The sequence below is a fragment of the Micromonospora sp. NPDC050686 genome (genome assembly GCF_040654475.1).
Lineage (GTDB): Bacteria > Actinomycetota > Actinomycetes > Mycobacteriales > Micromonosporaceae > Micromonospora.
On sequence record NZ_JBFAID010000011.1, the window covers coordinates 96,594 to 118,475 of the forward strand.

Annotated in this window: 15 protein-coding genes and 3 pseudogenes; 6 read left to right on the plus strand and 12 right to left on the minus strand. The window is 68.8% G+C overall.

Annotation, left to right across the window (positions count from 1 at the left end):
- Positions 1–51: 51 nt before the first annotated feature.
- The 4 genes from AB0H57_RS11225 to AB0H57_RS11240 all read right to left on the minus strand — a co-directional run bounded on the left by AB0H57_RS11225 (position 52) and on the right by AB0H57_RS11240 (position 7,304).
- A complete protein-coding gene (locus AB0H57_RS11225) occupies positions 52–2,181 on the minus strand; it encodes a ThuA domain-containing protein (RefSeq protein WP_357505084.1) in 2,130 nt (709 codons plus the stop codon).
- 484 nt (positions 2,182–2,665) lie between these two features.
- On the minus strand, positions 2,666–4,726 hold the full coding sequence (locus tag AB0H57_RS11230) for an MMPL family transporter (protein ID WP_357505086.1): 2,061 nt from the start codon (positions 4,724–4,726) through the stop codon (positions 2,666–2,668).
- Between the two features lie 119 nt (positions 4,727–4,845).
- Complete coding sequence (sigJ, locus tag AB0H57_RS11235) at positions 4,846–5,745, minus strand: RNA polymerase sigma factor SigJ (RefSeq protein ID WP_357505088.1); 900 nt, start codon at positions 5,743–5,745, stop codon at positions 4,846–4,848.
- Complete coding sequence (locus AB0H57_RS11240) at positions 5,742–7,304, minus strand: FAD-dependent oxidoreductase (protein ID WP_357505090.1); 1,563 nt, start codon at positions 7,302–7,304, stop codon at positions 5,742–5,744. Before AB0H57_RS11240 ends, sigJ begins: the two co-directional genes overlap by 4 nt.
- On the opposite strand from AB0H57_RS11240, the gene AB0H57_RS11245 reads away from it, so the two are divergent.
- Positions 7,268–7,558, plus strand: coding sequence for a TetR-like C-terminal domain-containing protein (locus tag AB0H57_RS11245; RefSeq protein WP_357505092.1), 291 nt, complete (start codon positions 7,268–7,270; stop codon positions 7,556–7,558). The two genes, AB0H57_RS11240 and AB0H57_RS11245, sit on opposite strands and share 37 nt — an antisense overlap.
- Here the strand turns inward: AB0H57_RS11245 and AB0H57_RS11250 are convergent.
- Complete coding sequence (locus tag AB0H57_RS11250; protein ID WP_357505094.1) at positions 7,555–10,695, minus strand: BTAD domain-containing putative transcriptional regulator; 3,141 nt, start codon at positions 10,693–10,695, stop codon at positions 7,555–7,557. The two genes, AB0H57_RS11245 and AB0H57_RS11250, sit on opposite strands and share 4 nt — an antisense overlap.
- 146 nt (positions 10,696–10,841) lie before the next feature.
- Between AB0H57_RS11250 and AB0H57_RS11255 the strand changes: the two genes are divergently transcribed.
- A complete protein-coding gene (locus tag AB0H57_RS11255) occupies positions 10,842–11,738 on the plus strand; it encodes an NAD(P)-binding domain-containing protein (protein ID WP_357505097.1) in 897 nt (298 codons plus the stop codon).
- Positions 11,731–12,621, plus strand: a complete 891-nt coding sequence (locus AB0H57_RS11260; protein ID WP_357505099.1) for an NAD(P)-binding domain-containing protein — start codon at positions 11,731–11,733, stop codon at positions 12,619–12,621. Before AB0H57_RS11255 ends, AB0H57_RS11260 begins: the two co-directional genes overlap by 8 nt.
- Positions 12,622–12,710: 89 nt before the next feature.
- Here AB0H57_RS11260 and AB0H57_RS11265 read toward each other — a convergent pair whose 3' ends face one another.
- The 5 genes and pseudogenes from AB0H57_RS11265 to AB0H57_RS11285 all read right to left on the minus strand — a co-directional run.
- Positions 12,711–13,001: a transposase gene (locus AB0H57_RS11265; RefSeq protein ID WP_357505101.1), complete on the minus strand. Its 291-nt coding sequence runs from the start codon at positions 12,999–13,001 to the stop codon at positions 12,711–12,713.
- A 2-nt stretch (positions 13,002–13,003) separates the two neighbouring features.
- Complete coding sequence (locus AB0H57_RS11270; RefSeq protein WP_357505103.1) at positions 13,004–16,045, minus strand: tetratricopeptide repeat protein; 3,042 nt, start codon at positions 16,043–16,045, stop codon at positions 13,004–13,006.
- Positions 16,045–16,929: an FAD-dependent monooxygenase gene (locus AB0H57_RS11275; protein ID WP_357505105.1), complete on the minus strand. Its 885-nt coding sequence runs from the start codon at positions 16,927–16,929 to the stop codon at positions 16,045–16,047. The genes AB0H57_RS11270 and AB0H57_RS11275 overlap by 1 nt, the downstream gene beginning before the upstream one ends.
- A gap of 114 nt (positions 16,930–17,043) precedes the next feature.
- Positions 17,044–17,829, minus strand: a complete 786-nt coding sequence (locus tag AB0H57_RS11280) for a hypothetical protein (RefSeq protein ID WP_357505107.1) — start codon at positions 17,827–17,829, stop codon at positions 17,044–17,046.
- Positions 17,830–17,973: 144 nt separating this feature from the next.
- Positions 17,974–18,114: pseudogene (locus AB0H57_RS11285) on the minus strand (sigma factor); the annotation flags it as partial.
- A gap of 150 nt (positions 18,115–18,264) precedes the next feature.
- Here AB0H57_RS11285 and AB0H57_RS11290 point away from each other — a divergent pair.
- Both AB0H57_RS11290 and AB0H57_RS11295 read left to right on the plus strand, forming a co-directional pair.
- Positions 18,265–18,633 (plus strand): DoxX family protein, encoded by a 369-nt coding sequence (locus tag AB0H57_RS11290; protein WP_357505109.1) that lies wholly within the window; start codon positions 18,265–18,267, stop codon positions 18,631–18,633.
- A 183-nt stretch (positions 18,634–18,816) separates the two neighbouring features.
- Positions 18,817–19,062: pseudogene (locus AB0H57_RS11295) on the plus strand (hypothetical protein); the annotation flags it as partial.
- A gap of 52 nt (positions 19,063–19,114) precedes the next feature.
- Here the strand turns inward: AB0H57_RS11295 and AB0H57_RS11300 are convergent.
- Positions 19,115–20,170, minus strand: a complete 1,056-nt coding sequence (locus tag AB0H57_RS11300; RefSeq protein ID WP_357505111.1) for a hypothetical protein — start codon at positions 20,168–20,170, stop codon at positions 19,115–19,117.
- Between the two features lie 271 nt (positions 20,171–20,441).
- Positions 20,442–21,473 (minus strand): hypothetical protein, encoded by a 1,032-nt coding sequence (locus tag AB0H57_RS11305; protein ID WP_357505113.1) that lies wholly within the window; start codon positions 21,471–21,473, stop codon positions 20,442–20,444.
- A gap of 119 nt (positions 21,474–21,592) precedes the next feature.
- Between AB0H57_RS11305 and AB0H57_RS11310 the strand changes: the two are divergent.
- Positions 21,593–21,775, plus strand: a pseudogene (locus AB0H57_RS11310) (FAD-dependent monooxygenase); the annotation flags it as partial.
- Positions 21,776–21,882 lie beyond the last annotated feature (107 nt).

Below are 21,882 nucleotides of genomic sequence, written 5' to 3' on the forward strand. Positions count from 1 at the left end.
TCCCCGCCCGCGTTGCCGCCGGCCGGTAGCGGGCCGGCGGCAACGCAGGGGTCAGGACGACTTCAACGACAACATCCAGTCCCGCAGCTGGCGGGCCTGGCGGTCGAGTTCGGCACGGGCCTTCTCGCTGCCGGCCGCGGGGTTGCCGACGATCGCGATGATCTGGTTGAGCGACGTGGTCGCGGCGTTGTAGTTCAGCGCGAGGTACGCGGCCTGGGCTTCGTCGAGCAGCGCGGAGGCGGCCTCGGCCGACTTCGCGTCCAGGGCACCGGCGGCAACGTCGCCGCTGATCAGCGTCCGGGTCTGCCGGAAGGTCGAGCAGTTCGCCTCGGACTGCCCGGCCGTCCAGTGGATACCGCTGAGCAGGATCCGCGTGAACGGGTCGCGGTAGTACTGCGCGCGATCGTGGCCGAGGATGAGCGAGAACGCGCGTCCACCGTCGTACTCCTGGCACCAGGCGATCGGGTGGTCCCCGCCCATCAGGCGCAGCGGGTTGGTCGCGGCGTTGCCGCTGTTGAGGCTCCGCTGGTACGACGACTCGTCGAGGCTCAGCAGCGTGTGCACGTCGGCGCGCGGGTTGTGGTCGAAGTTGTACAGCTCGTCGATGGTGAGCCAGGTCTTCGGCAGGTGCGCGACGGCCGGGTTCGTGCGGTCCTCGGTGTTGACCCGCACGTTGATGCAGCTACCGCAGGTCCCCTCGCCGTTCTGACCGCCGGGGTGGTTGGTGAACCACGCACCGACCAGGTCGCGGTACCAGGGCACGTTGTGGATCGCGTCCGACGCGCCGTGCAGCCCGAGGTACCCGCCGCCGGCCCGGATGTATCCCTGGAGGGCGGCCAGCTCGCTGGCGTTGAGCGCGTCCGCGTCCGGCGAGCTGTTGGGGTTCGTCCCGTCCACCGGCGAGGAGAAGATGATCGTCTTGTATTTCGCCAGGTCGGCCGCGGAGGTGAACGGCGTGCTCGGCAGCGACGCCGGGGCGAGCCTCGGGTCCCAGATGTCGACGTCGAAGCCGTACTGCTCACCCAACTGCTCGACGAGCAGGGCGGTGTCGGGGATGTGGTCGTGCCGGAAGCCCTTGGTGGCCGAGAAGTACAGCACCCGGAAGCCGGCGCCGGGGAAGTTTGTCGAAGCCGCGAGCGGCCTCGCCGCGGGGATCGGGTTCGGTCCCGCGGTCGGCGTGACGGTCATCCCGGTCGTCGGTTCCTCCGGCAGCGTGTTGGTGATCTGCTGCTGCAGGTAGCGGGCGTCACCGACCAGGGTGTCGCGAGCCGAGCCGGGTTGCGTCGCGCGCTGCGCCGCGGCGACGAACTGGTTGAGGGCGCGTACGGCAGCGTTGGTGCTGCCCGCCTCCGCCAGGCTCGCCGCCTCCGCCAACGTGCCGCGCAGGCTGTCCCCGGCGGCGGCGCTGATCGCGCCGCTGGTGACGAAGCCGGCGATGAGGGCGTCGAGATCGGCGTAGGACGTGGTCACCACGAACGCCTGGTCGAAACGCGCCGCGTTGCCGGCGGCGTCGCTGGCCACCACGCTGATCGTGTGCCCACCGGTGGCCAGGCTGGAGGTGGCGACGGGCAGCGGGGTGACCTCGCTTCCGTCGATCCACATGCGGTGGATGAAGACTCCCCCGGAGCCGGGCGCGGGATCGGTCCGGGTCGGGATCAGCGTCGCGGTGTGGCCGACGCGCCCGTCGACGATGCCGGGCCAGCTGACCACCGGTGCCACGGTGTCGATCCGGACGGTGATGGTACGGAGAGCCTCGGCCGAGCCGTCGCCGCCGATGGCCCGGTAGCCGACGACGGTGCTGCCCTGCTGGGTGATCTGGACCGAGCCGGCCAGGCTGGCGGGGTACGGGGCGGCCGCGGCCGCCGCGGTCTGGAACGGTGCCGAGTTGCCGAGCCGGTACTCCAGGCGCTGGACGCCGTTGACCGCGTCGGTCGCGGAGAGGTTCACCGTGACCGGCTCTCGATACCAGCCGTTGGTCCCGGTGGCGGCGGTGGGGGTGAGGACGGCCGGCGCGCTGGTGGGCGCGGCCCAGGCCGGGGTGCCGACGGCGAGGGAGCCGGCGGACAGCGACGCCGCCGGTAGGACGACAGCGACCAGGCAGCGCAGCAGACGGCGTCGGGTGTCTCGGCCCGTGCGCGGGTGTGATCTGAGGGTACGTGCGACCGGAGGTTGACTGGACATGTGGTTCCTTTCCAGTTCCAGCGACGGAAGTGGAGGGGGATCTCGACGAGCCAGGCGAGTGTGGTACACGCCCGGCGCGAGGCTATCGCCGAGAACCGCAGGAAGCTAGATGCCTGAATCGGAAACTACGCTCCAGTTCAGCAAAAGTGACGGCCGTATGGATCTAAAGTCTGGGGTAATGGTTCGTTTCGGGCGGCGGCCCCGACGCGACCAGGGCGGAGGCAGGGCGCCGGCACCCTCCACGTTGTTCCTACGTCAGGCCGCTGCCGCGAGGCCGACGGGCCGACCGCCTCGGACTGCTAACGAGCCGAAACAGCGGCATACCCGGACACCTGCTCGAAAAGGCGGGCGACCGAACGGCCGCCCGCCCCTGCTGCCTACCGCTCGCGCACCGTACGGCCGGCCTTCCCATGCGACATCACTTCCAGGAGCGGGCCTCCCGGCCGGCGCGAGAAGGCCCGCGGCGGAGGGTTAGGCACGGTTGTCACCTGCCCGCGCCCATGAGAGCGGGTTCAGGGTCGGACTCGCCCGCAGGTGGATTGGGGTCGTGATGTTCAGACAGCTTGCTGGGCCACCACATCCACCGACCCACATCGACAGTCAGCGCGGTGACCAGCACCGAGCGGACGATCATGGTGTCCAGCAGCACGCCGAACGCCACGGCGAACCCTAGCTGCGCCGCGAACACCAACGGCAGTGATCCCAGCGCCGCGAAGGTACCGGCCAGTACCAGACCTGCCGAGGTGATCACACCGCCGGTGGCGGACAGTCCAGTCCGCGCGCCGTGTCGGGTGCCGTGCAGCTGTGACTCTTCCCGCACCCGGGTGACCAGGAAGATGTTGTAGTCGATGCCTAGTGCGACCAGGAATACGAACACCAGGAGCGGGAGGTTCGCGTCCGCCCCGGCGAAGTCGAACATATGGTTGAACATCAGAGCGCTCACGCCGAGGGCCGCTCCGAACGACAGCACCACCGTCGCCATGAGCAGCAGCGGTGCGACGATCGCCCGTAGCAGCAGTGCGAGGATGAGGAATACCACGATCAGTACGACGGGGATGATCACCTTGGAGTCGCGGGCGGCCGACTGTTGTGTATCGAGTGCGATCGCCGTGCTGCCGCCGAGCCGGGCATCCGCACCCTCGATCTTGTGGACCGCGGTTCTGGCCTGCTCGACGGTGCGCATCGCGGCCGTGCTGCCGGGAGCGTCCTTGAGCGTCCCGAGAACGAAGACCTCACCATCCTTGATCACGGGCGTCGCGACGTCAGCGATCCCTGGGACGCCTGACAGCGCGCTCTTGACCTGCTCCGCCGAGACAGCCTTCGCTATGACGTAGATCGGGTCACCCGACCCGGCCGGGAAGTGCCTGGACTGGATCTCCTCGCCGACGACGGCCTGTGGCTCGTTGGTGAACTGGCCTTTGCTCGGGATCCCATCGGCTTTGAGCCCCAGCATCCCGATCGCCATGACGCCGAGGACGAGGGTGGTGCTGACCCACACGATCCGCGGCCGGCTGGAGATGGCGGTGCCGACCCGCGTCCAGATGCTGTCCTTGGCCGTCCCAACCGAGCCGTACGACGGCTTCACCGGCCAGAAGATCCAGCGGCCGCAGATGACCAGCAGGGCCGGCATCAGGGTGACCATGGCGAGCAGCCCGATGAGGATACCGATGGCACAGGCCGGGCCGAGGCCTTTTGTGGAGTTGAGGGTGGCCAGCAGTAGCACCAGCAGGCTAACTGCGACGGTCGCGGCGCTGGCGATGATCGCGGGACTGGAACGGTACAGGGCCTCCGCCATCGCCTCGTGCCGGTCCTCGTGTCGCCGCAACTCCTCCCGGTAGCGCGCGATGAGCAGCAACGCGTAGTCGGTGGCGGCGCCGAACACCAGTACGGTCAAAACGAGGCTGGTCTGCGTGTTGACGATGAGCCCGGTGTTCTTCGCCAGCAGGTAGATCACCGCTTCCGCCGTGACCAGGGCGCCGCCCGCGGTCAGTAGCGGCAGCAACGGCAGCAAGGGGCTGCGGTAGGTGAAGAGCAGGATGACGACCACCACCAACGCCGTGATCATCCCCAGGGCGCCGCCTCCACCGAACGCCGTTATCGAGTCGGATGCGTAGCCGGCCGGCCCGGTGACGTGGAACCGGAGACCGTTGGCGTTCTGTTCGCCGATCTTCGTCATCGCGTCGACGACCTCGTGGGCCCCGTCCCAGCCCTCGTTACCGTCGTCAACCTGGACCACGGTCTGGATGGCCTTGCCGTCCTGGGACTTCAATGGACCTTGTGGCTGCCCCACGACCATCTCGATGCCCTTGAAGGCGTCGGCGTCGGCGTGGGCCTTGGCCATGTCCGCAGGGGTGACGCCGGCGGGCCGGTCGTAGATCACGATCGCGGGCAGGGTCTCGGCGGCCTGGAACTTCCTGGCCTGCTCGAAGACCTTGGTCGCCTCCGCGTTGCTGGGCAGCCAGGCCGAATTGTCGTTCCTCTCAACGTCGCCCAGCTTGCCGGCCAGCATGAAGGCCGGCACCAGCAGGGCGACCCAGATGGCCACGACGGCCCACTTCGCAATCCTGCCACTGGGCAAGGTCATTACTCTTCGCAACATGGGAGTTCCTCAGTTTTTGGTCGACATACGCGATGGCGCGAGTTCACGGTGGTTTGTCGCGCTCCTCAGCGGCTGATCTGCCGGGGGACCGTCATCGCGACGAGTTTGTCTGGGTTGCGGATGGCGTAGAAGTTGGTGATCTTCCCGTCGATGATCTCGATCAGGAGGACCCCTTCGGGGTGGTCACCGCCGATGTGGGCGACCACCGCGGGCGTGTTGTTGCAGTTGGCCATCTGGATCCGCATGCCTGGCATCTGCCACCTTGTGCGGAAGAGGTTCATGAGAACGGCGGCCACCTTCTGCGCGCCCACCACCGGCCGGCGCGCCGCGGTGGCCTTGCCGCCGCTGTCGGCGGTCCAGGTGACGTTCGGAGCGAGCAGGGCGAGCAGTCCTGCCATGTCACCGGTGGCCGCCGCGGTAATGAACTCCTCGGTGATCTGCGCGGTCTTCGCGGCGTCGACGGGTTGGAATCGCCTGCGTCGCGCCCGTACGTGCTCGCGGGCGCGGTGCGCCACCTGGTGCACCGTCGCCACGGATTTGCCCACCGATGCGGCTATCTCGTCGTAGCCGAAGCCGAACACCTCGCGAAGCACGAACACCGCACGCTCATCGTGGGTGAGTGTTTCGAGCAGCACGAGCATCGCCATCGACACCGACTCGGCGAGCACCACATCGGCCGACGGGTCGTTCTCGTCGAGCAGCAGCGGTTCGGGCAGCCACGGACCGACATAGTCCTCGCGACGGCGCGCGCCCGCCCGCAACGCGTTGAGCGTCTGGCGGGTCACCAGCCGCGCCAGGTACGACCTGGTGTCCCGCACTGTCGCAAGGTCCACCTCGGCCCACCGCAGATAGCTGTCCTGCAACACATCGTCGGTTTCGGTGGCCGAGCCGAGTATTTCGTAGGCGATCGTAAACAACAGCGGCCGCAACAGGGTGAACCGCTCGGCATGCTCATCGGTGGTCACGGGGACGTGACCGGCCCCGCAGCGGACGCCGGCTGCTCCAGCCGCCGACCGCCCTTGATCCAGGACGCGGAGCCCGGCTTGCGGGCCTCGCGACGGATCCGCGACACCGCGACCTTGCAGGTAAGCTCCTTGATCGCGGCGCCCAGGCGGCCACCGATGTAGAGGTTCACCGCGGTGTCGTCCCTGCGCGCGAGCTGCCGCATGGCGGTGTGCCGGCCGAGGCTGACGCACGACCCCGTGAGCGCCTGGTCGATCACCGCCGGTGCGACACCCGCGATGTGGCTCAGCACGGTGTTGGCGGCTTGGGCTCCCAGCGCCCCGGCGGCTTGGCAGCTCATCCGCAGCGGGTGGCCCGACGGTGCCGCGGCGTCGCCGCAGGCGACCACCCGGTCGTCGTCGACACTGGCCAACGTCTCGTCGGTGAGCAGCCGGCCGAGGGTGTCGGTGCGCAGCCCGCTCGCGGCCGCCAGCCCCGGCACGCCAAAACCGGTCGCCCAGATGGTCAGGGTGCTCGACCGCACCGTGCCGTCGGCGAGGACGACCGCATCCGACCGGACCTCGGTCACCACGTCACCTTCGAGCAGGGCGACACCGTGCCGGGACAGCCATCTGGCGGCGTATCGGCGACCCGGCGCACTCCACGACGACACCAGGGTTCCTCCACCGACCAGGGTGACCTTGCGTCCCTGCTCGGCCAACTCGGCCGCCGTCTCGACGCCGGTCAGTCCGCCGCCGACCACGGTGACCGGAGCGTCGACGGGCACCTCCGCCAGCCTGGCGCGCAGCCGCCGCGCAGCGTCGAAATCGGCGATGGGGAAAGCGAACTCGGCGGCGCCAGGCACCGATGACGGTATCGCCGCGGTACTGCCGACTGCGTAGATAACATGGTCGTAGCTCAGCGCACGGCCCGAAGCCAGCCGCACTGCGCGGGCGGCGGTGTCGATGCGCGTGGCGGTGTCGACGACCAACTGGATGCCTTCGCCGAGCAGCGTGCCGTAGTCGATCGTGGCGTCGCCGGTGCCGGCCACGAACTGGTGCAGCCGCACCCGTTCGACGAAGTCCGGCCAGGGATTGACCAGCGTGATGTCGATGTCGGCGCGCATCCTTAAATGGTTGGCCGCCAGCGTTCCTGCGTAACCACCGCCGATGACGGTGACTTTGTGGCGCCTGTCGTGCTCTCTCATGTCCTCAAGACACCGCGGAACACCGACACCTGACATGACGTGACGCGGGTCACCCCACTTCGGGCAATGCGGGTGCACGCCGAGCCGGCCGGGCAGCGCCGTTCCCGGCACCGGCCGGTGCCGACGGCCACGAACGACCATTGGGCCTCCGGCTCGCAGGCCCGGCCGTCGCGGTGCTGGCTGGAGGCCACAAGCCATCATCCTTCCCGGTACGACGTGATGCGCTCGATCTCCACGCCGACGGCCGTCTACAGGCTGGACTCGGTGATCGCTGTCAGTGGCTGCTACGGGCGCGGACACGGTGGCATCACGCTCGGGCTGTTCCTCGCTGTAACGCGTTGTCAAGCCAGCGGCCGAGATGCGGTGATCCGGCACGGCCTCGCCAGGCTAGGTGTGCGTCTGGGCGCACCAGCCCCCGCCGCACGGCTGGCGCCGGCATGCTGCGCAAGGCGATCGAGCGAGGAGAACTCCCCAACGACCTCGACATCGACCTCGCCTTGGACTGCCTGGTCGGGCTCACCTCCGCACGTCCGCAATACTTCACGGCCTCCGGCGAGCTAAGCGATCCCTATCCCCGGAACCGGCTCGTCGACGTCATCCTCACCGCCTTGGCCGCCTGCCACAGCTAGTGCCGGGAGTATGGCTCGGTCTGGCATGTCAGCCCTACGTCACGGCGTTCGTCGACGCCTGCCGAGAACTCCGTGGCGAACGCTTCTTCGCCGAGGGCCGCTAGAGATCTGGCGGTGATGCGATCGACATCGCCACGCTCGGCCTTCGGCATGGAGGCTCCAGCCGATTCGCGGATCCGGGCGGCCGTGCCCAGTAGGCGGGCGGCCTGCACTGCCTGCCCGGCGAGGGCCTGCGCACCGGCGAGGCCCTCGAAGGCGAGAGCGAGTGCCCTGGGGTCACCGCCGGACCGTGCGACGGCCAGGCCTTCCCGGTGCAGCGCCAGGGCGCTGTGTTCGTCGCCGCGTTGCTCGGCGAGGAAGCCAAGTTCGGCCAGGATGAGGGCGGGGCCGGGGCCGAAGGCGACCTCATGGTGCCACTCCAACACCTTGTGTAGGTACTTCTCGGCGACATCAAATCTGCCTTCTCTACGGGCTCCGAGGGCGAGGCCGATCTCGGCATGGATTTCGCCTGCTGTGTAGCCGTGCTCGGCGGCCAGGCGCATCGACTTTCGGTGGAGTTCTCCGGCTTGCTGGAAGTCACCGACCAGTAAAGCGATCCGGCCGAGCCCGGTGAGCCGGTCGGCGGCCTCCGTCCAGAACCCCAGTTCCTCGGCCAGTTGGAGACCGTTCTGGTGCATCTGTGCGGCATGCTCGTAGTCGCCGGTGATCTCGGCCAATGCTGCCAGCGGATAGGTGGTCTGCAACCGCCCCCAGCGGTCGCCCAGTTCTTCGAAGAGCGCGTGGCCGTGCTCGCCGGTGCTGCGCAGCGCGGCGAGGTCACCCCGCATGAGAGCCTGCTTGGCCCGGGTGCTCTGCGCTGCGGCAATTCCCCAGTGGTCACCGACGGCACGGAAGTCCGCGAGGGCCCGATCCACCAGGCTCTCGCTGCGGGCGAGGTCCCCACCGCTACTGAAAAGCGCGTAGCCGAGGAACCATTCGGCGCGTGCGAGGTCGGCCCGGTCGCCGGCGGCCCCATCGGATTCCCGGACCGGCCCGATGCGCACGGTGGGGTCGCTGTCGCCTCCGGTCAGCAGGGTGAAGCCGGCATGCCAGAGCGCGGCCTGGGCGCGGAGGGCCGCCGGGACGTCGTCGCCGATGGTCAGAGCCTCGCCCAGCGACCGTCGAGCCTCGCCCTGGCGGCCACGCAGGAACCAATACCAGGTCAAGGCGAGTGTGAGACGTATCGCCCCAGCCGGTATCTGCCGCTGGACGGCACGTTCCAGGGCGATACGTAGATTTGCCGTTTCGTGGTCCAGGCGCTTCAGCCACCGCTGTTGTTCGGGGCCGTGGAGCTGAGCGGCGGCCTCCTCGGCGAGGTCGGTGTAGTAGGCATGGTGGCGCAGCTGAGCGGCTTCGGACTCGCCCGCCTCTGCCAGGCGTTCGTTCGCGTAGGCCGCGATCGATTCCGGGAGGCGGTAGCGGGGGCCGTCGGCCACGGTGACGAGCGAGCGATCCACGAGTCGGATCAGTGGGGCGAGCGCATGCTGGTCGCGACCGCACACCGCTTCGGCGGCATCCAGGGTGCAGCTGTCGGAGTTGACCGCCAGGCGCCGCAGGACCACCCGCTCGTCCTCACTCAGCAGCTCCCAGCTCCAGTCGATCACCGCGCGTAGGGTCCGCTGACGCGGTGGCACACCACGGTGGCCGTCGGCCAGCAGCCGGAACCGGTCGTCCAGCCGGGCGGAAAGTTCGTGTACGCCCAGTGCCCGGACCCGGGTGGCGGCCAGTTCCAACGCAAGGGGGAGCCGGTCGAGGCGGCGACAGATCGTCGCGACGGCGTCCGCGTTGTCCTCACCTATGACGAACCCGGGGGCAGCGGCCGCGGCGCGTGCGGCGAACAGGCGCTCGGCGTCAAGTTGCGGAAGTGGCGGCACCGTCCACACCGTCTCTCCGGCCAGCCCGAGGGGCTCTCTGCTGGTGGCCAGGATCCGCAGCCCGGGAGCGGCGGCCAGGAGCCTGCGGACGATGTCAGCCACCGAATCGATCACATGCTCGCAGTTGTCGAGCAGCAGGAGAAGCTGCCGGGTACGCAGCGCGTCCTCCAGGCCCACCGTGCCGTCCTCGCGGACCCCCAAGGCAGAGCTCAGCTGCTCGGCCGCCTCGGTGGATCCGGCCAGGCTGATAACCCGGACGCCATCGGGGTACGCGTCGGCCGGTTGTCTGGCGGTCTCCTCCGCCAGCCGGGTCTTGCCCACCCCGCCGGGGCCGGTCAGTGTGACCAGCCGGTTGGCCGCGAGCAGCTCGCGTACGGTGTTCACCGCTTCACTCCTACCGACCAGGTCGGTTAGCGGGGCCGACAGCTTCGCCGACAACTCTCCGGGCGCCCGCGACCGGGAGGGCAGAGCCGTGTCCAACGCCGCGTCGTGCTCAAGGATCGCCCGGTGGAGAGCGGTCAGCTCCGGACCGGGGTCCACGCCCAGCTCGTTGGCCAGTTGTTCCCGCAGCTCGGTGTAGCCAGCTAGCGCCTCGGCCTGCCGCCCGGCCCGGTACAACGCACGCAGTTGCACCGCCCGAATCCGCTCTCGTAGCGGATGGCGGGCCACCAACTCGCCTAGCTCACTGATCAGCGCGTGGTGCTCGCCCAGCTTCAGTCGGGTCTCGGCCAGTGCCTCAAGTGCCGCCAGCCGCTGCTCCTCAAGCCGCCCGGTCGCGCTCCGGACGAACTCCGCATCGACCAGGTCAGCGAATGCCTCTCCCTTCCACAGTGCCAGAGCATCCACCAGTAGGTCCGCTCTGGCGCGAAGGTCCGCGGTGGCGTATGCGGTGGCCGTCAGGTCGGCGAACCGGTCGGCGTCAACGTCACGGGGGCCGACCCGCAACAGGTACCCGGGGGGCCGGGATTCCAGCAACGCCTCGGCCCCGGGCTCGGCCTGGGCCAGGGCACGACGCAGCCGGGAGACCTTCGTCTGCAGGGCACCGGCCGGGTTGCCGGGCAGCCTGTCGCCCCACAGGTCGTGTACCAGCCGGTCGACCGACACCGGATGTCCCGCATGCACGAGTAGGTCGGCCAGCAGAGCGCGGACCTTCGCCTCAGGGACGTCGACCTGCCTTCCATCTGTCGTCCAGGCGGTGAGCGGGCCCAGCACTGAGAAATACATGGCAGCACGGTACCCACCATCCGACAGGAGCCGGCCGAGTCCCGACAGCAGCTCGACAGACCCCCGACAGCGCCCGTCGGCACGGTGGTTCCACACCTCGGGGCACCGTCGGGGCGAACCCGGTCTATGGAGCAAGGAGCCTTCGTATGTCAGAAATCGAGAACCACGAGCGGTCCACGGTGTCGGTGATCGGCCTGGGCCAGATGGGCACCCGGCTGGCCCAGGCGTTCCTTGCCGCCGGCTACCAGACGACCGTGTGGAACCGCACCGCCGAAAAGGCCGATGCGCTCGTCGGGGAAGGTGCCGTCCGTGCGGCCACCGCAGCCGAGGCGGTCGCTGGGAGCACGTTGGTGGTGGTCTGCCTACCGAACTACGAGACCGTGCAGGGCTTGCTTGGACCGGTGGCCGAGAGCCTGCGCGGCCGGGTGCTGGTGAACCTAACCTCCGGCACCACTGAGGCAGCCGGTCGGATGGCCGACTGGGTAGCCGGACACGGCGCGGAATACCTGGACGGCGCCGCGATGAGCGGCACCCGGCTGGTCGGGCGCCCCGAGGCACTGTTCGTCTTCAGCGGCTCTCCGGACGCCTTCACCGCGCACCGGGTGGTGCTGGCGAGCCTGGGAAACGCCGTGCACCTCGGTGCCGACCCAGCATTGGCCCCACTGTACGACACCGCCTTGTTCGGCCTGGCCTGGGGCGCGCTGGCCGGCTTCTACCACGCCGTCGCCCTGGTCGGCGCGGAGGGCGTCGACCCGACCGCCTTCGCCGCCGTGGCGACGGGCCACATGCCGTTCGTCACCTCGCTGATGGCCGATCACGCCCACCAGATCGAGGACGGCCACTACCCGAACGACGACGGCACCGTGGAGGTGCACGCGGCAGCGATGGAGCACCTCGTCGATACCAGCGAAGCCCAACGCGTCAGCACGGATGTGCCGGAACTGGTCAAGGCGCTGCTGGACCGGGCAAGGGCCGCCGGGTACGGCGCCGATGGCATCGCGAGCGTCGTCGAGACGATCAGGAAGGGCGAGCGGGATGTCTGAGCAGGGAAAACCGACCGTGACGGTCCTCGGGCTCGGCCGGATGGGCACGCCGATCGCCGCCGCGTTCCTCAGCGCCGGTTACTCCACGACCGTATGGAATCGCACCCACGAGAAGGCCGACGCGCTTGTCGCGCAAGGCGCCATCCGCGCGGTCACCGTCGCCGAAGCGGTCGCGGCCAGCTCGCTGGTGATCGTCCCGCTCCTCGATTACAACGCGGTACGGCAAGCCCTCAAACCGGCCACCACCGCCCTACCCGGCCGCGTCCTGGTCAATCTCGCCAACGGCGCCCCGGAGCAGGCCCGGGAGCTGGCCACCTGGGCAGCCGGACACGGCGCCGACTACCTCGATGGCGCGATGATGGCCCTGCCGCAGACAGTCGCCACCCCGGAGGCATTCTTCCTCTACAGCGGTTCCCGGAAGGCCTTCGTCACCTACCGGACCGAGCTGGAGGTGATGGCGGCAAGTCACTACTTCGGCGTGGACCCCGGTCTGGCGGAGATCCACGACCTGGCCCTCCTGGGCACCGGGTACGCGGCCCTCACCGGATTCCTACACGCTGCGGCGGTACTCGACGCGGTGGGCACCACACCGGCGGTGTTTGCCCCGCTGGCGGCCAGATGGATGAACGGGATAGCGCAGTTCCTGCCCGAGTTGGCACGCGAAGCCGCGTCCGGGACGTACGAAGGCGGGGTTTCCACGGTCGACCTGAACCGGGTCGGAGTGGACAACCTCATCCACATCAGCAGGGCCAACGGTATAGACACCGACGTGCACGAACCATTGAAGGCCCTGCTCGACAGACGGTCGGCCGACGGCAACGGGAAAGACAGCTTCTCCAGCGTGTTCGAGCTGCTAAGGCCACGGGACGCCCCGCAGAGATGAGTCCGCACGCCGGCTCGGACGACGGCAGCGCTGCCCTCGTCCGAGCCGGCGGTCCAGATTGTCGGCCGTACTCGAGGACTGGTGCCTCGTCATGCAGCTTTGAACGGGTAATCCGGATGTCGGATCTTGGAGTTGGCGGCGATTGTGGTCTTGGGGCGGGATCGGTCGTTGCGCCAGCGGATGTAGCCGCCGATGGCCGCGACCTGCTCGGCGTGGGTGCGGTGGTCGGTGCCGTTGAGGGCGAAGTACCTGACGACGGCGAACTCGGCCTCCATCCAGTTCAGCCAGGACGTGTACGTGGGCAGGAAGACCAGGGCGACATTGTGGGCGTCGCACCAGGCGCGGACCTCGGGGTGTTTGTGCGGGGAGAAGTTGTCCACGATCAGGTACAGGCGCTGGTCGGGCCAGCGGCGTTGAGTCTGGCCTGGATGTCGGCGAGCGTGCGCAGTGCGCGGGCCTCGACGAGTTGATAACCCGCATGGTGGGACAGTTTGATCGTGAGCGCGGCTCGGGCCAGGGCTTCATCGAGGTCGTCGAGGTTGAGCAGCGCCGCGGCCGAGCCTCGCAACGCGTCGGCCTCGCACCAACGGAAGCTGGTCGTGCGCGCGATCTGCAAGGCGCGGTCGAAGTGGCCCGCGGCTTCGGCGGTCAGGCCCAACCGCAGGCAGACGTCTCCGAGTGCGTTGAGCGTCCATGCCTCCGTGCCGCGGTCACCTATCTTTCTGGTCAGTTCCACTGCTGATAAGGCGTCATCGAGGGTTTGCTTCGACGGGCCGGTCTGGCAGTGCAGCAGTGCGCGGCCGGACAGCGCGGTCGCCTCGCCGTAGTGGTATCCGAGCTCACGGTTGACGGCCAGCGCCCGGGTGTAGAACCGGTCGGCCGTGTCTCGGTTGCCGAGGTCCCGGTGCACATTCCCGAGATCCACCAGCACGACGGCGACGCTGTAGCGGGCGCCTTGCTGTCTCCCCAGCTTCAGCGCCCGGGCGAAGTGCTCGAGCGCGTGGTCGAGCAGGCCCAATTGCCACTTGGCGAAGCCGATATTCGCCAGTGTCATGGCGGTCCCGTTGCCCTTCCCCAACTGATGTTGAAGGTCCAGCGACTCCAGCCCGCAGTCGATCGACGCTTGGGGGTTGCCGAGGCGCTGGTGCACGGCGCTGAGATTGTTCAGCGCGGCGGCACGGCCTTCGTGCCAGCCGTCTGCCGCGGTTCGCCGTATTGCGCCGTCGAGATGATCTCGTGCCTCGGCGTAGCGGCCCATGTTGACGTAGGCCAGTGCGATGCTCTGGTGCATCGCGGCCTGTGCCCGTTCGTCGCCGACGCCGCGTGCCGCTTCCAGCGCCACCGAGGCCACGCTGACCCACTCCGCGCGGTGACCGCGGTGGTGGAAGTAGGCGCGCAGGGCGTCGGCGATGTGCCAGGCCAGCGGTCGCGGGCCGCCTGCCGCCGCCTGGTCGACCGCGGCGGCGAGGTTCGGCCACTCGGCGTCGAGCCAGGCGAGCGCGCTCGTGTTGTCGGGAAAGCTGATCTCGTCTGACACCTTTCGCGGCAGCCGAAGAAAGTGAGGGATGAGCTGTCTGCCCGCCGCGTCAGCCGTGTGCAGGTAGTGGTCCAGGACGAGTCCTCGAGCGCGTTCGCGCTCGATCGCCGTGTCTTCGGCCAGCGAACGGTCGACCGCGTACCGTCTGAGCAGGTCGTGGAACCGGTAGCGCCCGCGCGTGAGCTGCTCGATCAGGTGTGCCGCGGCCAACGCCTGCATCAGCCGTTCCGTCCGGGCCGGCGGCAGCCCGGCGGCCACGCTCGCCGCCAGCGGGGTGAACGTCGATCCCGGCATCAGCCCGAGGCTGCGGAACAGCCGCCGATGCTCCGCCGGGAGTGCCTTGTAGGACGAGGCGAACGCCCTCGTCACGGCGCTTTCCTCGGCGCCGTCCACGGTGAGGCCGGCCAACCGGTCGCCATCAGAGAGCTCCTGCACCAACCCGGTGATCTCGGCCTTCGGGACGGCGACGATGTTGGCCACCGCGATCCGCAAGGCGAGCGGCAGGTGACCGCAGAGATGCGCCAGCTTCGCGGCGGCCGAGGCTTCGGCGGCGACCTGGTCGACGCCGAGCGCGGCCTCCAGCAGCCGGCGCGAGTCGGCGGCGGCGAGCACGGACAGCGATACCGTCTGCGCGCCGGTAGAGGCGATCAGGTCACCGAGCCGCTGCCTGCTGGTGAGGATGACCGTGCCCGCAGGCGGGATCAGCGCGTTCACCTGGGCGGCGTCGCGCACGTTGTCCAGCACCAGCAGGACGCGTTCGTCGGCCAGCAGCGAGCGAAAGAGGGCGGTCCGGCCATCCAGATCCGCCGGGATCAGCCGGGAATCGGCCCCGAGGCCACTGAGCAGCTGGAGGAGCCCGGCCGCCGCGCTGAGCGGCGAGTGCTCGGCGTCGAAGCCACGGAGGTCGAGGTAGAGCTGCCCGCCTGGGAACTTGTCGCGGTTGCGGTGGGCCCATTGGACGGCGAGCGCCGTTTTGCCGACGCCAGCGGTGCCGCTGATTACCCAGATCTTCGGGCCTGACGGTGAGCGCAGTCCGGCGTCGAGTCGGGCGAGCTCTTCGGCACGTCCGGCGAACCCGATGGCGTCGTGCGGTAGCTGCGCCGGCCGTACCGGCTCGGGTGGCGATGCTGTTCTGGATCTTGTGGCCGGATCCAAAGCCGGGTCCGCGCGCAGAATCGCGGACTCCAACCGCACGAGTTCTGGAGCCGGATCGAGGCCGAGCTCGTCGGCCAGTCGCGTCCGCAGTGTGCGATAGGCATCGAGTGCGGCGGCGGTCCGGCCATCGCGGTGCAAGGCCAGCATGAGCTGGCCCACCAGCCGCTGCCGGAGAGGATGTTCGGCTACGATGCCGGTGAGCTCGGCGAGCAACTGCCGACCGCCTCCCAGCCGTAACTGGGCAGCCACGCGGTCCTCGAGCGCGGTCCATCGGGCTTCACGGAGATGGCCGCACAGGCGTTCCGCGACATCCGTGGACGCCACACCGGCCAGCGGCTCGCCGTGCCAGAGCGCGAGCGCCTTGTCGAACAGACCGACGGCGGGCTCGTCGCGCGACGCGCCGGCCGCGAGGACCAGAGTGGTGAACCGATGCGCGTCGATCAAGAGCGGATCCACGTGTACGACGTAGCCAGCTCCCCGGCCGACGATGGATGGCCCGTCGCCGACCTGTCGAAACGCCGCACGCAGCCGGGACACGAGCGTCTGGACGGAGGCCCGTGCGGACGCCGGCGCCCGCTCGCCCCAGACGAGGTCGACCAGCCGGTCCAGCGGCACCAGGTGGTTGGCCTCCAGCAGCAGCACCGCGAGCACGAGGCGCTGCTTGCGTGAACCGAGGTTGGCCCGTTTCCCGCCGGCCCACGCCTCGACGGCGCCAAGGATCCGAAACTCCACTATGGAACCTTCCCGAATTGCCCGCCGTTCGCCATTATGCCCAATCCCATGCGGACGTTGACCCGAAAGTTCGACAACCAGGTCGCGTCGGACAGGCGGACCTGCGGGTGGCCGGTGCGCTCGTCCCATAGCCGCTGGAGGGCCTGCAGGGTGGGCTCGAGGTCGTCGTCGACGGTGATGCTCGCGCCGATCTGCCACTGCCCCGTCCCGGGCAGGCCGGCCAGACCGAGGAACGACCCGTCCGTGCCGAGCCATGCGTGAGAGCGAACGGCTCCGTCGACTTCGGGGTGCCAACCGGGAACGGTGACATCACCGAGCAGGTAGCGCTGCGTCTCGTCGGAGGAGCCGGCGAACTCGAGGTCGAGTGTGCGGCGCACGATGCTGTGCGCGCCGTCGCAGCCGACGAGGTAGCTGACGGTCAAGTCCTCCCGGCCGCCGTCCGGTGTGGTGACCACGGCGTGCACCGCGTCGTCACCGACGGTGAACGACTCGAGGCGGGTGTTGAACCGGATCGCGGAACCGAGTTCGTGCAGCAGCCGTGCGAGCAGCGTGGTGGAGCGCCACTGAGGAATCATCACGATGTTCGGGTACGGCAGATCCGCCCGCGGCTCGGCGAAACCGGCGGGTATCCGCGAGGGGTGTCGGCCATCGCGGTACAGGGTGATGTCCTGGCGTGACTGGCCGTGTCCCAGAACCGCGTCGATAACATCGAGATCGTCGAGCACCTGCAGGCTTCGAGATTGCAGGCCCTTGCCTCGGGACTGTCGAGGCAGTGCGGGGGCGGCCTCGAGCAGCACCGCGCGAACTCCACGGCGGGCCAGATCGACCGCGAGGGTGAGCCCGGTCGGGCCGGCCGCGACGATCAACACATCGACAGCGGCCATCTGATTCCTCCTTATGGGCGATGAACCCCGGGAGCGGTCCCGATGCCCGGCGCGAGCGCAGCAGCGACGGCAATCACGGCGCCCGCCCGCAGGTGGGGACGCCGGAACGAGGCCTCAGACATGGGGAATCAGGTCTGGCAGTAGGTCGAACACCGCGCGTCGACTGGCAGCGTCGAGCGGTGGGCGGATGGCGTTCGCTCCGATCAGGAGAAGATGCGGCAACAGGGCGGCGGCGCGCGCCCGGGTCGGGTCGGGCACAGCGCGGTTCCAGAGGGTCTCGAGGAACGTGAGGCGCGCGCTGTCCACGCGCTCGACCACGCCACGGGCACCGTCGTTTCCGATCGCCCACGCCCGCAGGGCCCGATCCAGTTCGGCGTCGAACAACTCGTCCAGCCGCGAGGGAAGGGCCTGCAGGGCGTCGACCGGATCGACGGCCGCGAGCTCGCCGGACAGCCCGTCGAGCAGAGCGACCTGTCCATGCTCGATATGGGTCAGCAACGCCGCGTGGTAGTCGGCGACTCCCGTGAAGTGATGATGGAACGACCCCTTAGTCAGGCGGAGGCGGGCAGCCAGACGGTCGATCCGCACACCCGCCGGCCCCTCGTCGGCCAGCACCACGACACCCTCGCCGAGCCACAGATCACGCGTTCCCATCAACCGAACATACCATACGGTATGGCATGGAGATTTCGGGCAAAGGATCTCGATCAGTGCCGGAACAACGCTCACCTGCAAACCGGGCAAAACTGCCGACTCCAGTCCTATCTCTTCTGTGACAACCGCGACCGGCGTGGGTGGGGGCGGAACGAAGAGGAGGGATGCGGCAAGAACCTGCTCGTAGATCGGATTGCCCGCTTCTTCAAGGAGCGAGTGTTCGGTCCCCCACGGTTCGCCGAGCACGACCAGCAGCGCCCGGGAGACATCCTCACGACGGACGGACGCCTCGTCGGCCGCCAGCTGCTCGCCCGGGGATGTCGTCGGCGTTGAGCGGGACCTCGCGCCGGCGATGGCGGGCGCGAAGCTGATCGAGGCACAGGCGTGCCGTCACCGTGTTGAGCCAGCCCTCGGGGTTGACCAGTTACGCGGGTCGGCCGACCGCGCGCGCAGCCAGGCGGCCTGCACCGCGTCTTCGGCATCATGGTGCGAGCCGACGATGCGATAGGCCAACGACATCAGTCGGGCCCTCGAGGCCTCGAAATGTTCGACGAGTGCAACGTCTGGTCACCTTTCATGCGTGCCGGGCGTCGGAAGGGGCGGGAGGCCACAACCTGATGAACCCACGCACATGGGGGCACCTATGAGCTTGCTGATCGCTCGATCGCGCCGGCGCGCGTCATGATCGCCGTACCGGAGGGCGTCCTGGTCGTCGCGACCATCCTCTGCGCCCTCGCCAACGCCATCGAGGTGACCGCCAAGGTGATCAGGGCGGACTTCGTGATGCGCAACTGCGCCGAGGTCGGGCTGTCCGCGCGGTGGATCCCGTACCTCGCGGTGGTCGAGGGGGCCGGCGTCATCGGTCTGGTGCTCGGCCTTCTCGGCGCACGTCCCTTCGGATTGGCCGCAGCCGTCGGCCTCGTCCTGTTCTTCGTCGGCGCGATCCTGGCGCACGTCCGCGCGCGGGTGTTCCACAACATCGCGTTTCCCACGGTCTTCCTCGGCCTCGCCGTCGCCGCCGTGGGGCATTTCGCGTGGACGACCGCCTGATCAATCGCCGAGCGGCCATGCGATGCGGAGGCCGAGGGTCCGTGTGCCGGGGTCGCCGATCCGTGCCCCTCGAGGGGATGAGACGGCTGCACGACCCCTGCACGTGCCCGACGGGGCGGGGTTCACGCCGATCCTGTGCGGCCTCGACCACCCGGCCGGCGAGTCGTCCACGGACACCCGTACGAGCACGACTACCGCGAACTCAAGACCGGTCTGGGCATCGACCACTTCGAAAGCCGCTCGTTCGTCGGCTGGCACCGCCACGTCACCCTCGCCGTGCTGGCCCAAGCCTTCTGCACCCTGCCGCGCCTGGACCCAAAGCCCCGCGCCGGCCTGACCCTCTACGCCGCACTCCGGGGGAGTATGGATCTAACGCTGTTTTCGGGCCTGACCTGTCGGGCGTTGTGCCTGGCGAGGAGGGTGCCGTGAGGACCGCCCCGGCACGCGGGCGACCGGTGGTCGCCCGCGTGCCGGAGAACTCTCAGTTGCCGCCGACCACCACGACGGCCCCCGTCGCCGCCTCGACGCGGTGGATCGGCACGAACCATGACGCGTTGACGTTGTTGCCGCACGAATGGCTGCCCACCGCTGCGAGATCATTGGTGGCCGAGGTGGCGGTGTTCCACCGGGTCACCGGGGCCCCGGAGTCACCGCCGAGGGTGGCGCCGTCCTGGGCATGCCCGGTGTCGGTGTCGACGACGACCATTCGTTCACCGCCGCAGCTGCCGTTGATCGACGTCACCCGGCCGTAGACCAGTCCACCGTTGGCACCGGAGACGTAGATCGCCGAGCCCACAGCGGGCCAGTCGGTGTTCTTCCCGGAAACCGGATTCGCGGTCGAGGTGTTCCTCTCGCCGAACCACGAGTAACGGCTGAAGTACCTGTCCCCGAGCGGTGCGAGCATCGCGATGTCCGTGCCCAGGCTCTCATAGTCCGAGCTGACCCGAACAGCCCAGCCGCCCGGGTGCCAGAACTGGTCCCCGTTGGTGCCGCAGTGCCCCGCGGTGGTCACCCAATTGCTGTTGGTCCCGCCACGGGTCATCCGGAATCCGGTCGTGCAGCTCGCGTCCGCGGTGGACGGGCTGCCGGTGCTGCCCGTCCAGATCGCGAGGCCGCCGTAGTACGGCGACGTATCCGATCGGCGGCTCTGTGGGGCCGGACCGGTCCGCGAGACGATGACCCGGGGCGTGATTCCAGTGGCAAGCTTCGCCGCCGCGGCGAGCTTGTCCGCCTCGCCGGCGGCCTCGATCACGATCTCGTCGGCGAGCTCGTCGAGACGTACCTGATGCACCTTCGAGGCCAGTCGACCCGCCCAGCCATGGGTGTCGTTCAGGCTCCTGGTCGCTTCCTGCAAGCGAGCCAGGGAGACGGTGGTCGCCTCGTACCGGATCGGCACGTCACCGGCCAGGGCGCGCATCGCCCTGCCCTGCGCACGCCACAAGGTCCCCGCCTCGCTTTCCACGTATCTGACGACTAGCTGTCCGGTGGCCTCGTCGAAGTATGTGCTTCCCGAGCCCTCCGGGTAGCCGGCCGCCATCGCCCTGAGCCGGTGGAACTGCCGGTTCATCGCCTCGGTGTCGACGCCTGCGGCGAAGCCGACGGTGGTGAGTCCCTTCCCTTCCGATGTGGACGGCTTTGCCTGGGCGGCTGACGTCGTACCCACGACGGCTACGAGTACACAACTCACGAGCACAGTACGTCTGCGCATGGGACCTCCTGGTTGGCGATGCGAACGGATGCGTGAACGTGAATACCGTCGCGTAGCGCGCTTGCAGAACGCTTGCAGCCCGCACGGTGCTGCGTCGTGGTCAGAAAATGTTCATGGCGATGCCGTTGGTCAACGAGGTCGTGCTCTGCACACCGTCGATCTTGATCGGGTTGCCGGAGACGTGCTTCACGAAGATCCGCATGATGAAGGTCCGGGTACCGCAGGTCGGATCGATCGGGACACCGGTCAGGGCGAAGTTCGCGACGTAGTGGTGCGCGTCGTCCCGGATCGTCTTGCGGGAGGTCGCGGTGCTCGTCGTGCGGCATGTGTGGGCGGTCGGATCGAGCTGGATGAACTCGAAACGCGTGTCGACCACCGCGTTCGTCCCGCGCGGCTGCTCGTACGCGTCGATAGCGCTCTTGCACGACGCAGTGCCCGTGTAGCACGTCGTCAGCTCCAGCGTCGCCAGCGCCTGTACGGACGTTGCGCCGGCAGCGGCGTTCCACTTGTGGACCGGCGTGCCGTCGTCGTAGAAAACCCAGGCCGTGGACGTGCCGGCGCCGATGTAGGTACAGGTGCTCGACGTTCCGGTGCTGCTGCACGCCGGGTTCTGCCACCACCGCGCACCCACCTGGTCGGTGTCGCTGACCTCAAGCCACGTGTCGGTCGCCACGGCGGTCAGGTAGTAGCCGTCGAGCGAGGTGGAGGCCGTGTACCCATACATTCCGCAGGTGTAGGTTCCCGCCGTTGGTGCGGTGAAGAGCAGGTCGGCGTAGATCGGCAGGTGCCCGGGCCTGGCGTAGTAGGTGGTGTCCGAGCCCTCGTGGTTACGCGAGGACGTCGAGGTGGTGCCGATGACGGCACCGGCCGAGTTGACGCATTTGAGGGTGTTGTTCATCGACACGATCTGCGTCACACTGCTGGTCGCCTGGAGGCGTCCGCGCACATGCCGCGACTCCCCGGCCGCGAGGGTGACCGTTCTGCTCAACAGCCGCTCCTCGACCCTCGAATGGAAACTGTTCGCGCTGGTCAGCGTCACCCTGGTCACCGGCCCGTCGTCGGCCCGCGCGGCGGTCGCCGCGGACGTGGCGATGAACAGTGCGGTCACGAGGACGCTGAGGAATTTTCGCATGTATCGAGTCCTATCAGTGAAACGGTCTTTCCGGCCACCGTCACGTGACACGCTTGCAAAAGCCATGCACTCGACCACCCCGAACCCTTTGTCGTCCACTGTGGATTGTCGAGGACTGCCGCCGCGGCCGAGTCCTGCTCGCCGGCGACGCCGCGCACGTGCACCCGCCCACCGGAGGGCAGGGAATGAACACCGGCATCCAGGACGCCTACAATCTGGGCTGGAAGCTTGCCGCCTGCCTCAACGGCCACGATGACACCCTGCTCGACACCTACCCGGCCGAACGCCTCCCCGTCGCCCGTCGTGCGTTGGCCCAGAGCACCAACATCCTCGACGTGGTCGCCAACCGCAAACCACTCGTCCGGTTTGCCGTGCAACGACTGCTCCTGCCGCTACTCAGCCGGCCCTC